The following is a 12,948-nucleotide window of genomic DNA, read 5'->3' on the forward strand; positions in this document are numbered from 1 at the left end:
CCGCTATTTCAGCTTGCCGGCGGACAGGTCCATGATCATGCGCGTGGCCAGGTAAAGCCGCGGCACGATGCTGTTGATCTGCACATATTCGGCATCGTTGGAGTGCGCGCCGAAGCCCGACAGGCCCATGCCTTCGACCACGGCGCCGCTGGTCTTGAGCGCGGCAAATGCGGCGTCGGTGCCGCCGCCGGTCGCCTTCTCGTCGACCTTGAGGGACAGTCCGATCTCCCCATAGATCGTCTTGCCGTAGGCCGCGACGCGGCGTGAGGCGTCGTTGGCCTCCAGCGGCGGGCGGCGCACCTCGAATTTCAGCTCGACCCTGGAGTCGGGCAGCAGCCGATTCTTGATCTTGTCCTGCAGCGCCTTCTGCAACTCGTCGAAATCGGCGACCTTGAGCGCGCGCGCATCGGCCTGGGCCGAGGCGTCGGCCGGGATGACGTTGCGGTTGGTGCCGGCCTTCGAGACCGTCCAGTTCAGCTTCAGGCCCTGCTCGGGCTTGGACAGGTCCTTCATCTGCAGCACCTGGTGCGAGAGCTCGTACAGCGCGTTGACGCCGCCCTCGGGCCGCGCGCCAGCGTGCGAGGACTTGCCGTGCACCGTGAGATAGGCCGAGCCGATGCCGCTGGTGGCAAGGCGCAGCGTGCCGTCGGTGCCGCCGCCTTCGAACGAGAACACCACGTCCTGATCCGCGGCGAACTTGGTGATGGTGCTGCGCCAGCCGGGCGAGGAGATCTCCTCGTCGCCATTGGTGAGCACCGTGAGGGTGCCGTAATCCCTGAAGTTGAGTTTCTGGAGCATCGCCACGGTATGGAGAATGAGCGCGACGCCCTGCTTGTCGTCGGCAATGCCGAGGCCGTAGGCCTTGTCGCCGTCGACGCGGAACGGCTGGTCCTTCAGCATGCCCTTCAGGTACACCGTGTCCATGTGGGCGATCAGCATGATCTTCTTGCTGCCGGTGCCCTTGAACACGGCGTGCACGGCCGGGCCGATCGTCTCGGGCGTGTCGTCGAGGCGATAGACGTCGGTGGGGTGCAAGATCTCCACCGTGCCGCCGAGCTGCTTGAGCTGGCCGGCAACGCGCTCGGCGATCTGGTTCAGGCCGTCGATGTCCTTGCTGCCGGATTCGATGCTGACGAGATCGCGCAGCGTGTCGAGCAGCGGCTGCTGCTCCTTTTGCGCCAGCGCATGGACATCGGTCATCGGTTCCGCATGCGCAAACGTTGCGGCACATGCCAGCCAGAGCGATGCGATCAAGGGAGCGAGCGACGGAGCAGGGAGCGATCGGGACATGCGCGGCGGTCCATCAGTTGGAGGATGGCCCGGTATGCCCGTGTTTCCGGCGCTTGTCACGCGCGCGGATCCGGCGGCAATTCCTCTGCTGCTTCCCGGCAATGCGCCACTGTTCGCACAGAACAGCCAGTGCGCCATGGCTTGGTCGGGTCGGCGACAAGTGCCCGCCAACTATGTGCGCCCGAGGTTTGTACATAGATCATCTTTCCCATCGCGCACGCCTCGAAATTTCCCGCCCTCGCGGCTCGCTCTCAGATTGTAAAGCCGACTAGAGGAGTACTCCGTATTCACCTTTGGAGGTATTGGCGAACCGCCGCCTGGGCTCCAATCTGATCCGATTGCAGCGGCGTGCTCGTCGCCAAACTCCCGTGAGAGGCCGCAATGATCCTGACCCCATTTCGACCCCGGCGTGACCCATGCGGGCCACTTGGAAAGGGACTTGCGAGATGAATACGAAGCAGGCCGCCGCTCAGCTATCGCGCGCTAAAAACGCGCTGCAATTGATCAAGCGCTGCATCAAGGACGGTGACGAGCACCAAGCGCTCAATCATGCGAACGTCGCGCTCGACGCACTGGCGCAGATCGAAGGCGATACCCTATCCGACGACATCGTGATCCATTGGGACGATCGCGGAAACTACAACCGGTACAAAGTCGCCTGCGACGCGCAGGACGCAGGCAACCCGCGCGCTCTCGCCCGCGAATTCGTCAAAGTCGTGGAGCACGCCAGCGAAGAAACCCAATCGACCGAGGTGACCTGGCATGATGACGCAGTGACGCTGTTCGTTCATAAGCTGGAAAGGTCGTGCAACTCGGAACGTCGCTTTAGCGAAGTTTACGCCAACTGCAAAAAGAAGATGGAGGCGCAATACGATGCGCCGAACGTGGTCACATTCTCACGGAACTGATCAGCGTGACCGTTGACGCCGGCCCCCACGATCACTGCAATGAATACGGCGAGATTGCAAATAAGAGAACACGAGTAAATTAACGCCCTTCCTTCTCCCGCATCCGCCTCCGCCAAGGCTTCGGCGGACATGAGGGGAGAAGGAAGAAAGCGCGGCCGCTACTTCTGCGGCGGTCCCAGATCCAGCGGCGGCAGGTCGATCTGCGGCACCTCGATCTTGACCTTGTCGAGGTCGACGTTGAGCGGCTTGTCGAGCAGGCCCGTCACCGTGATCGGGAAGATGATCACGAGCAGGACCATGATCATCTGCAGGCCGATCCAGGGGATCGCGCCCCAATAGATGTCGGAGCTCTTCACTTCCTTCGGCGCCACGCCGCGCAGATAGAACAGCGCGAAGCCGAACGGCGGATGCAGGAACGAGGTCTGCATGTTCACGCACAGCATCACGCCGAACCAGATCAGCGCCGCGTCCGGTCCCACCACCGGCGCGAGGACCTTCTGCGCGATCGGCGCGATCATCGGCAGGATGATGAAGGCGATCTCGAAGAAGTCGAGGAAGAAGGCCAGGAAGAAGATGAAGAGGTTGATGAAGATCAGGAAGCCCCACACGCCGCCGGGGAGCGAGGTCAAGAGATGCTCGAGCCAGACGCCGCCGGAGACGCCGAGGAACACCACCGAGAAGCAGGTCGAGCCAATCAGGATGAAGGTGACCATGCAGGTGAGGCGCATGGTGGATTCGTAGCCCTGCTTGATCAGGTCGCGCAGCTCGGGGATGCGTGCGGCCTGGATGCAGATCCACGCCACGGCGAGATAGGTGACGGCGAACGAGAGCCTGAAGACCAGGTTCTCGGTGAACAGCATCGCGACGATCGTGCCGACGCCGGCGGCGATCACGCCGACGATCAGGATCTTGCGGTCATTCGAGGAGAAGTCCTTGTGATGGATCGCGGCGAGCACGATGGCGCCGACCGCGCCCATGGCGCCGGCTTCGGTCGGGGTCGCGAGACCCATCATCATGGTGCCGAGCACGACGAAGATCAGCACGGCCGAGGGGATGATGCCCATCAGGCATTTTTTCCACAGCGCCCAGCCGGTCAGCGTGCGCGCTTCCTTCGGCACCGGCGGCACGTGGCTCGGCTTGATCAGGCCGAGGATGAAGGTGTAGCCGGCGAACAGCATGATCTGGAACACCGAGGGGCCCCAGGCGCCGAGATACATGTCGCCGACCGACTTGCCGAGCTGGTCGGCGAGCACGATCAGCACCAGCGAGGGCGGCACCAGCTGCGTGATCGTGCCGGAGGCCGCGAGGACGCCGGTGATGTAGCGCATGTTGTAACCGTAGCGGATCATCACCGGCATCGAGATCAGCGCCATGGCGATGACCTGCGCCGCCACCGTGCCGGTGATGGCGCCGAGGATGAAGCCGACGATGATGACGGAGTAGCCGAGGCCGCCGCGGACCGGGCCGAACAGCTGGCCCATCGAGTCCAGCATATCTTCGGCTAGTCCACATCTCTCTAATATGGCGCCCATGAAGGTGAAGAACGGGATCGCGAGCAGCAGCTCGTTGGAAAGCACGCTGCCGAACACGCGGCCGGGAATCGCCTGGAGGAAGTTGAGGTCGAAGAATCCGAGATGGATGGCGAGGAAGCCGAAGGAGAGGCCGACCGCCGCGAGCGTGAACGCGACGGGGAAGCCGATCAGCATCGCCAGAACCAGGCCGCCGAACATCAGCGGCGGCATCATTTCCAGCGTAATCATTGGGTCGGCCTCTCGTACTTGGCGTCGATCGTCACATAGCCCTGGAGAGCCGCGATACGCTTGATGACTTCGGAAACACCCTGGAGCGCCAGCAAGACGAAGCCGGCGGGGATCACGAACTTGATCGGCCAGCGGATCAGGCCGCCGGCATTGCCGGACATCTCGCCGACGTTATAGGCCTGCATGAAGAAGGGCCACGACAGATAGGCGAGCAGGAGGCAGGAGGGGATCAGGAAGCAGAGCGTGCCGATCATGTCGAGCCAGAGCTGGCCGCGTTCCGAGAGCGTGAGGTAGAAGATCTCGACGCGGACATGCTCGTTGCGCTTGAAGGTGTAGGACGCGCCGAACATCACCAGGATGGCGAACATGTACCATTGCAGCTCCAGCCAGCCGTTCGAGGAGTTGCTGAAGGCATAGCGGATCATGGCATTGGCCGCGCTGACCAGGCACGCCAGCAGCACCAGGATGTTACAGACGTACCCAATCTTTTCATTGAGGGCGTCGATGGCGTTGCTCAACGCCAGCAATGGACGCATCTTACTTTCTCTCCGTCGCCGTCGCGGCCCAACACTTTACGGGAGGCTTCAGCACGCATCGCCTGGCCGGCGTGCGAATAGCACGCGACCGTACGGATGAAATTCCGGAGCGATTGCGGCGTCGGTCCTCCCCTCGTGCCTTGCCGTCTTGACCGCGACCGCCAAAGGGGCGGGGCCGGCTTATTGCTGCCGGGCAAGCAAAGGCGGCTGCACCAAACCAGCGGGCTTGTGCGCCGTCAATCGGAAAATGGGCAAATTGACGCCGAGTCAAAAGCTTATGGCGGGGAGGGCGCGAATCCCTCAGCCGCCGGTGACGCTCATGTGCCTGGAGACGCTGGGGCGGTCGTGGCGGCGGTCGATGATGAAATCGTGGCCCTTGGGCTTCAGCCCGATGGCGCGGTCGATCGCATCCGCAAGCAGCATGTCGTCGTCAGATGCACGCAGAGGTTTGCGCAAATCTGAAGCATCCTCGTGGCCGAGGCAGGTGTGCAGCGTGCCCGTGCAGGTGATGCGCACCCGGTTGCAGGATTCGCAGAAATTATGGGTCATCGGCGTGATGAAGCCGAGCTTGCCGCCGGTCTCGGCAACGCTGACATAGCGCGCCGGCCCGCCGGTGCTCTCGGCGAGATCCGTCAACGTGAATTGCTGGGCGAGCCGCGCGCGCACCAGCGACAGCGGCAGGTATTGGTCGATACGGCCCGAGCCGATCTCGCCCATCGGCATGACCTCGATCAGCGTCAGCCCCATGCTCTTGCCGTGCGCCCAGCGCATCAGGTCGGGAAGCTCGTCCTCGTTGAGGTTCTTCAGCGCCACCGCGTTGATCTTTACGCCAAGCCCAGCGGCGCGCGCGGCTTCGATGCCCTCCAGCACCTTGTCGATCTCGCCCCAGCGGGTGATCTCGCGAAATTTCTTGGGATCGAGCGTGTCGAGCGAGACGTTGATGCGGCGGACGCCGCAATCGGCGAGCTCCCGGGCGTGTTTCGCAAGCTGGGTGCCGTTGGTGGTCAGGGTCAGCTCGCTCAGGGCACCGCTCGAAAGGTGGCGGGACAGCGAGCGCACCAGCGTCATCACGTTACGGCGGACCAGCGGCTCGCCGCCGGTGAGCCGCAGCTTCTTCACGCCCTTGGCGATGAAGGCCGTGCAGAGCCGGTCGAGCTCCTCCAGCGTCAGCAGGTCCGCCTTGGGCAGGAATGTCATGTCTTCCGACATGCAATAGAAGCAGCGTAGATCGCAGCGGTCGGTGACGGACACGCGCAAATACGAGATGGTCCGCCCGAACGGATCGGTCATCGCGCTCGAGAGCGCGTCGCGGGGGCTCGCTGCTGCGAGAGGGCTCGCGGAAGGTCCGTTCATAGCAGATGCCTTGCCAAATGCCTTGTCACTTACGGCGACGGGCGCACCTTTGCTTCAGTGGTGCTCTGGAAGCAATCTAAGCATCGGACGCGGCTAGGACAATCGGGTGGTATACGTAATCAGCGCCCGGATCAGCGCTTTCCTGCGTTCGGATCGGGAAACGGCGAGGCCGCCACCGCAGCAGGTGCAGCATCCGCAGGGGCCGCAGCGGGTGCGGCATCCGCAGGGGCCGCGGCGGCTGCGGCCGGCTTCGGCTTCTTCGGCCGCTGCGGCTTCTTCACAGGCTTGGGCGGCACTGCCGGCTGGAGTTCCGCAAACACCGGGTTCGGATCGGTGGTGACCGAGGCGGGCGTGGTGAAATCCCCGGGATTCTTGATCACGTTCACCGGCACGCTCGCCGGCTGGTATTTTGGCAGCGCGAAAGCGACCGTGAAGGGGGCGTCGGGGGCAGGAACCGAGACGGAGCAGGGGGTCTTGCAACCGGCACCGAGCGAGGTCGTGGCGTCAGCCCCCGGAGGATTGGATTCGAGCCGGACCTGGACGGTCGGCGGCGCCGATTTGAACATGTCCCAAGACATCGAAGAGCAGCCACCAAGGCTCGCTCCCGCTAGCGCAATCGCGATGACACGACGCATGACCACCCACTTCTAACTGCGACGAACCGCCACATCCCCGGGCGAACCTACGGGCGTCGTTCCAAGCAAGCAACCGGCGCTCCGCGCATAGTCAATAGATGGTTAACGCAGGGTTCCGTGGAATATGGCAGTTATTTCAGAGGCTTGTGGTTCCTAGGTGGTCATCAGGCTGTGGGCCGCAGCCGGCAGGTCACGCATGTGATGGATCAGCCGGTCCGGCTTCAACTCGGCGATCGGCACGTCCGTATAGCCGAAGCTGACCCCGATCACGGGCACCCCGGCGCGCCGGGCCACGCCGACGTCGGTTCCGGCATCGCCGACCATGATGCTGGCTTTGACCGCCCCGCCGGCGCGCGCCACGGTCTCGCGGAAAATGGTCGGATCGGGCTTTTGGACGCCAAAGGTGTCCGCGCCGCAGATCGCGGCAAAGCGGCGGGTGAGGTCGAGCTGGTCCAAAAGCCGCTTCGACAGCCATTCCAGCTTGTTGGTGCAGACCGCCAGCCGGTGGCCCTGGGCCGCAAATTGGTCGAGTGCGGCCTCGAGCCCCTCGAACGGGCGGGATTCGACCGCGATATGGTCGGCGTAATAGGCGATGAAATCCGCCGTCATCCGGTCCATGTCCGCCGGCGTGACCATGCGGCCTTCGGCCTCCAGCCCCCGTTCGATCAGCTTGCGGGCGCCGGCGCCGATCATGTTGCGGGCCGAGGCCATCGGCACGGGCGGCAGCCCTTCGCGGTCGAGCACGAAATTCAGCGCGGTGATCAGGTCGGGCGCCGTATCCACAAGCGTGCCGTCGAGATCGAAGACGAGGGTGTAAGGGGAGGTCATGGTCCCAGCGCTATCGGGCCGGCTGGATCGGCGCAAGGGCCGAAGCCATAAGTTCAACTTATAAGATCGGCCCAGAGGCCTGTTCCGGCGGGAAAAACGAGGCTACATAGGCCGCCGCAAGCAACCTCTATCGGCGGCACACTCTAAAATTCGGGGCGGGCGCATCGTGAACATGGACCAGTTGAAGCGGCAGGCTGCGGCGCGCGCCCTCGAGGAGGTGCGTGACGGCATGCAGCTCGGGCTCGGCACCGGCTCGACCGCCAAGCATTTCGTTGAGCTGCTCGGCGAGCGCGTGCAGGCCGGGTTGAAAGTGATCGGCGTGCCGACCTCGGAGGCGACGCGCCTCGATGCCGAGCGCTGCGGTGTGAAGCTGACGACGCTGGACGAGATCGATCATCTCGACCTCACCGTCGACGGCGCCGACGAGATCGATCCCGACTTCAACCTGATCAAGGGCGGCGGCGGCGCGCTGCTGCGCGAGAAGATCGTGGCGGCGGCCTCGGATCGCATGATCGTGATTGCCGACGACAGCAAATGGGTGCCGACGCTCGGCCGCTTTCCGCTGCCGATCGAGGTCATCCCGTTCGGGCTCGGCGCGACGCGCCGCGCGATCGAGAAGGCATTTGCCGAATGCGGCGTTTCCGGGCAAATGGCGGTCCGCAAGGCCAAAGGCGGCGACAAGGATGGCCACGTTTTCGTCACCGATGGCGGCCACTGGATTCTTGACGCCCAGCTCGGACGTATCGTGGATCCGCCTGGCCTCGCCAAGGCGTTGAGCTCTATCCCCGGCGTGGTTGAGCATGGCTTGTTTATCGGCTTGGCCAGCTCGGCCGTTTTGGCGGGCGCCGAGGGAATTCGCGTGATTGAACGGCGTAAGCCGAAAGGAGACTAGGAATGAAGAGCGTATTGAGATTCTTGCCGGCCGCGACGCTTGCTGCTGGACTGGCCGTCTTGGCGGTCCCGGCGATCGCGCAGCAGGCCGCGCCGGCCCAGAAGGCTGCTCCCGCGCCGACCCCGCCGAAAGCCTCGCCTGCGGCGATCGCGGCGGCCAAGGAGATCCTGCAGATCAAGAACGCCACCGCGATGTATCAGGGCGCCGTGCCTGGCATGGTCGAGAAGACCAAGATCACGCTGATCCAGCAGAATCTCAACTACCAGAAGGAGCTCAGCGAGGTCGCGCCGATCGTGGCCCAGCAGCTCAACGGCCGCCAGAACGAGATCGGCGAAGGCATGGCGCAGATCTATGCCAGCGAGTTCACCGAGCAGGAACTGAAGGACCTCGTCACCTTCTACAAGTCGCCGCTGGGCAAGAAGCTGATCGACGCCGAGCCGCGCGCCATCGGCCTCAGCATGGCCTTCATGAACTCCTGGGCCCAGAACTTCTCCGAGACCGTGATGGGTGCCTTCCGTTCCGAGATGCGCAAGCGTGGCAAGGAAATCTGACAGTACCTATCTGATCAGAAATCCCTAAAGCGCGTCATCGCGCTTTAGGATGTTATTTGCGCATGGTCCTATCGGAGAACCGCTGCACACTTCTCCGGATCATGCGCTGAAAGAAGAGGTCGGAGTGGACAATGGCTGAATTCGACGTCGACCTCTTTGTCATCGGTGGCGGCTCGGGCGGCGTGCGTGCCGCCCGCATCGCGGCCGGCCACGGTGCGCGTGTGATGATCGCGGAAGAGTACCGCATGGGCGGGACCTGCGTGATCCGCGGCTGCGTGCCGAAGAAGCTGTTCGTGATCGGCTCGCATGTCCGTCATGAGCTGGAAGATGCCGCCGGTTTCGGCTGGACCGTTCCGCCCGCGACCTTCGACTGGCCGACGCTGATCGCCAACAAGGACAAGGAGATCGCGCGGCTGGAAGCGGCCTACACGACGAATGTCGAGAAGTCGGGCGCGCAGGTCGTCAAGAGCCGCGCGGTGATCGAGGACAAGCACACCGTCCGCCTGCTCGAGAACGACCGGAAGATCACCGCAAAATACATCCTGATCGCCACCGGCGGCGCGCCCAACCACGGCGCCTCGATCCCCGGCATCGAGCACGTGATCTCCTCCAACGAGGCGTTTCACCTCAAGAAGCTGCCGAAGCGGATCGTGATCCAGGGCGGCGGCTACATCGCGCTGGAATTCGCCGGCATCTTCGCCGGCTACGGCTCCGACGTCACCGTGATCTATCGCGGCGACAACATCCTGCGCGGTTTCGACGAGGACGTCCGCGCCCACGTCCGCAGCGAGATGGAAAAGCAGGGCATCACCATTCTCACCGGCTGCACGGTGGCGAAGGTCGACCGGCACGGCGAGGAATTCACCACGCATCTGTCGAACGGCTCGAGCCTCGCGTCCGACCAGGTGATGTTCGCGATCGGCCGCCATCCGTCGGTCGCCAATCTCGGCCTGGAGAAGGCCGGCGTCGCCATCAATCCTGCGAATGGCGGCATCGCGGTGGACCATTTCTCGAAGAGCTCGGTGGATAGCATCTATGCGATCGGCGACGTCACCCACCGCTTCAACCTGACGCCGGTCGCGATCCGCGAAGGCCACGCCTTCGCCGACACCGTGTTCGGCAAGCGCGAGGTGCAGGTCGATCATTCCTACATTCCGACCGCAGTGTTCTCGCAGCCGGAGGTCGGCACGGTCGGTCTGACGGAGACGGAGGCGCGTGCGCAATTCAGCCACGTCGACATCTACAAGACGACGTTCCGCCCGATCAAGGCGACGATGTCCGGCCGCGACACCCGCGTGCTGATGAAGCTCGTCGTCGACGGTTCGACCGACCGCGTGCTCGGCTGCCACATCGTCGGCGACTGCGCCGCCGAGGTCACCCAGGTGGTCGCGATCGCGGTGAAGATGAAGGCGACCAAGGCCGATTTCGACGCGACGATCGCACTGCATCCGACCGCGGCCGAAGAGCTCGTCACCATGCGCACGCCGACGGCACGCCATGTGCGTCAGGCGGCGGAGTAGGGCGCCACACGAGCGGCTCTCAAGCGAACAGGATTTGGTCGAATTGGCGCGTGCTTACCCTCCCCCTTGTGGGGGAGGGTGGCTTCGCGGAACGCGAAGCCGGGTGAGGGGTCTCCATCCTCACGAACGGTCGCGCGAGTGGAGAGAACCCCTCATCCGGCGCTTCGCGCCACCTTCTCCCACAAGGGGAGAAATCGATCTCTATGGCGCTCCACGAGACACCATGATCATCGCCTTAACCAATTGTATTTGCTGAGCGAATCTCCACTCTGATAGAATGCGCCCCATGCCTCTCTACCCCCATCCCGGGGACATTTTGAGGGACACTGAGGGAAGCAATGGCACGCCGTACACGTTCTGCATTTCTGGAAAATCGCACTGCGCGCCTGAAGCTCGCGACACGCAAGAAGCCCTACACGGCGTTGATCGCGCCCGGCATCTTCCTCGCTTATCGCCGCAACGCAGGTCCCGGCACCTGGTCCGTGAAATGCAACGGCTGGCTCAAGCGGTTCGGCCTCGCCGACGATCATGAGGATGCTAACGGCGAAACCGTGATGACGTACTGGCAGGCGCTGGAAAAAGCAAAGACACTGGCGCGTGCTGACGAGATCAACAGCGAACAGCCCACTAGCGTTGGCGAAGCCATCGAAGCATACGAGACCGATCTCGAAACACGCGGCGGCCGCAAGTACAACGCCACCCAACTCCGGCTGCATCTGAGTGACGCCCAGATGAAAAAGGCGGTCGCGCTGCTCACCGAGCGAGAGTTGCGCGACTGGCGCGCCGGTTTGGTCACGAAAGGTTTGAAGCCGTCATCTGCCGATCGTATTGCCCGGTCGCTGAAGGCAGCTCTCTCTTTGGCTGTCCGCGGTGACAAGCGGATCGCCAACGTTGGCGCCTGGAAACACGGCTTGAAGAAATTGCCGGAGAGCGAGGTGGCCCGCAACGTCATATTGCCTGATCAAACGGTCGGCGCACTGGTACGCGGATCATATCGCGAACGTTTTGACTTCGGTCTGTTGATCGACGTGCTCGCCGAGACGGGCGCGCGGGAAAGTCAGGTCTTTCGCCTGACGCCGGCCGATCTGCAGGATCATCTTAGCGGGCCACGGCTCATGATGCCGACCAGCAGAAAGGGGAAGAACCGCAAGATTGAGCATCGACCGTTGCCGATCTCGGCGCGCTTGGCGATGGCGCTGCGGAAACAGGCCGCAGGTCGGGCGATGCATGCATCACTGTTTGATCGGATGTGGAATTTGGCGACGCACTTCCGTCCTGTCGTTGAGGGGCTTGGGCTTGATCCGGCTACGACACCCTACGCTCTACGTCACAGCTCAATTGTCCGACAGTTGTTGAAAGGCGTGCCGACGCGCGTGGTTGCGGCGCACCACGATACTTCGATTGCGATGATCGAAAAGCACTACTCGCGCTACATCATCGGCGATCCAAGCGAAGCGTTGACACGCGCGACGCTCATTGATGTTAGAGCCATGCCAATTCGGGAAGAAACCGTCTTGCTTGGTCGCCAGGCGCGTTGATTTCATCTTGATGTCATCGCAATCGTAGTGTGGTCCGCATCTTCATGACTGACGTTAGCTAACGTCAATTACGTAATTTGTTAGCTCAGGTCGGCGGTCAACCCAAGTGACAGATCCGCGTTTTCATGACTGACGTTAGCTAACGTCAATACGTAATTTGTTAGCTCAGGTCGGCGGCACCCAAGGGACAGATCCGCCTGCTCAGTACTGTCTTGATGGTCGATCTACAGCGTGCTTAAACCAATCAAGAGCCGTATCAGATGCCGTGCGGCACGTCCTCGGTGATTGGTGCTGATATGCACATCACCAATGTTGTGACGCGAGTACTGAAGCAAGTTGGTCGGATTGGGAACCCGCATAGTTGTGGATCGAGTAGACGGACGGGCAGGTAGAGCGATGGTCAAGAATAGGCCAGAAAGTGCAGGCGAATTGCCTGACGACAGGGACGTTGAGCGTGGGCTTACGATCAAACGTTTGCCGGATAGCAACGGCAAAGCGGACAGAATTGCCAAGGCTTATATGGCCGAGGCAGGAAAAATATTACGAGGAGAATGCGAACCGAAGCGCGGATGGCAGCAGAAACGCATAGTGCGCTATCTGAAGAAATTGTATCCGCCGGATGGGCGCGTCCCGCCCCATCTCACAATCAAAGCGATCACCGTCCTTCTACGGCCTCTCTTCGAGAAGGAGGGCTTGAATCCGCCGGGTCCTGATAGCGTTTCCCGTGCTCTGGGCCGCCGAGGCAGATGAGGTGACACGCAAATACGCAATGCGTGTTTGCGTGCTCGCATAGAGGTCCACTCTGCTCCATTGTTCTCCCCATCGCTTCTCACGAAGGAGGACATCATGACAGCTACCGCCTCGCATACCGCGGGGCATGTGTCGCGCAGGGCATACACCATTCCTGAATTCTGCGAGGCGCATCGCATCTCGCAATCCATGTATTTTAAACTGCGTAGCGCGGGCCTCGGCCCGCGAGAAATGCGCGCTATGCGCAAGGTAACGATCAGTTTGGAAGCGGCGACTGACTGGCGTCGCCAACGAGAAATGGTGGGCGGCTAGACCGCCCACATACCCCTAAGTGGCTGCATCTAGCCGGCCGCAATCACCATCCATCGCACAAGAAATACCCCTAGC

At 62.6% G+C, this 12,948-nt stretch carries 13 protein-coding genes; 6 read left to right on the top strand and 7 right to left on the bottom strand.

The annotated features are described in order from the left end of the window. Positions 1-3: 3 nt before the first annotated feature. Positions 4-1,290: a M20/M25/M40 family metallo-hydrolase gene (locus tag AC5ZFO_RS06210; RefSeq protein ID WP_496121740.1), complete on the bottom strand. Its 1,287-nt coding sequence runs from the start codon at positions 1,288-1,290 to the stop codon at positions 4-6. A 56-nt stretch (positions 1,291-1,346) separates the two neighbouring features. Next, on the bottom strand, positions 1,347-1,502 hold the full coding sequence (locus AC5ZFO_RS06215) for a DUF6946 family protein (protein WP_496121742.1): 156 nt from the start codon (positions 1,500-1,502) through the stop codon (positions 1,347-1,349). A 234-nt stretch (positions 1,503-1,736) separates the two neighbouring features. Here AC5ZFO_RS06215 and AC5ZFO_RS06220 point away from each other — a divergent pair, with 234 nt between their 5' ends. After that, entirely contained in the window at positions 1,737-2,198 is a 462-nt protein-coding gene (locus AC5ZFO_RS06220; RefSeq protein WP_282518288.1) for a hypothetical protein, read from the top strand. 158 nt (positions 2,199-2,356) lie between these two features. Here AC5ZFO_RS06220 and AC5ZFO_RS06225 read toward each other — a convergent pair whose 3' ends face one another. The 5 genes from AC5ZFO_RS06225 to AC5ZFO_RS06245 form a co-directional block, all read right to left on the bottom strand. After that, complete coding sequence (locus AC5ZFO_RS06225) at positions 2,357-3,958, bottom strand: TRAP transporter large permease (RefSeq protein WP_282518287.1); 1,602 nt, start codon at positions 3,956-3,958, stop codon at positions 2,357-2,359. Next, on the bottom strand, positions 3,955-4,494 hold the full coding sequence (locus AC5ZFO_RS06230) for a TRAP transporter small permease subunit (protein ID WP_282518286.1): 540 nt from the start codon (positions 4,492-4,494) through the stop codon (positions 3,955-3,957). The genes AC5ZFO_RS06225 and AC5ZFO_RS06230 overlap by 4 nt, the downstream gene beginning before the upstream one ends. 300 nt (positions 4,495-4,794) lie before the next feature. Further along, entirely contained in the window at positions 4,795-5,847 is a 1,053-nt protein-coding gene (gene moaA, locus AC5ZFO_RS06235) for a GTP 3',8-cyclase MoaA (protein ID WP_282518285.1), read from the bottom strand. 131 nt (positions 5,848-5,978) lie between these two features. Continuing rightward, entirely contained in the window at positions 5,979-6,482 is a 504-nt protein-coding gene (locus tag AC5ZFO_RS06240; protein WP_282518284.1) for a hypothetical protein, read from the bottom strand. A 153-nt stretch (positions 6,483-6,635) separates the two neighbouring features. Further along, positions 6,636-7,310, bottom strand: a complete 675-nt coding sequence (locus tag AC5ZFO_RS06245) for an HAD-IA family hydrolase (protein ID WP_085404867.1) — start codon at positions 7,308-7,310, stop codon at positions 6,636-6,638. A gap of 166 nt (positions 7,311-7,476) precedes the next feature. On the opposite strand from AC5ZFO_RS06245, the gene rpiA reads away from it, so the two are divergent. The 5 genes from rpiA to AC5ZFO_RS06270 all read left to right on the top strand — a co-directional run bounded on the left by rpiA (position 7,477) and on the right by AC5ZFO_RS06270 (position 12,873). Continuing rightward, positions 7,477-8,202 (top strand): ribose-5-phosphate isomerase RpiA, encoded by a 726-nt coding sequence (gene rpiA / locus AC5ZFO_RS06250; RefSeq protein ID WP_282518283.1) that lies wholly within the window; start codon positions 7,477-7,479, stop codon positions 8,200-8,202. A 2-nt stretch (positions 8,203-8,204) separates the two neighbouring features. Next, complete coding sequence (locus AC5ZFO_RS06255) at positions 8,205-8,753, top strand: DUF2059 domain-containing protein (RefSeq protein ID WP_282518282.1); 549 nt, start codon at positions 8,205-8,207, stop codon at positions 8,751-8,753. 131 nt (positions 8,754-8,884) lie between these two features. Continuing rightward, positions 8,885-10,273 (top strand): glutathione-disulfide reductase, encoded by a 1,389-nt coding sequence (gene gor / locus AC5ZFO_RS06260; RefSeq protein WP_496121746.1) that lies wholly within the window; start codon positions 8,885-8,887, stop codon positions 10,271-10,273. Between the two features lie 338 nt (positions 10,274-10,611). Next, complete coding sequence (locus AC5ZFO_RS06265; RefSeq protein ID WP_496121748.1) at positions 10,612-11,811, top strand: tyrosine-type recombinase/integrase; 1,200 nt, start codon at positions 10,612-10,614, stop codon at positions 11,809-11,811. Between the two features lie 846 nt (positions 11,812-12,657). Continuing rightward, positions 12,658-12,873 (top strand): hypothetical protein, encoded by a 216-nt coding sequence (locus AC5ZFO_RS06270; RefSeq protein WP_496121750.1) that lies wholly within the window; start codon positions 12,658-12,660, stop codon positions 12,871-12,873. Positions 12,874-12,948: the final 75 nt, after the last annotated feature.

The sequence above is a fragment of the Bradyrhizobium sp. Unk1 genome, assembly GCF_059512345.1.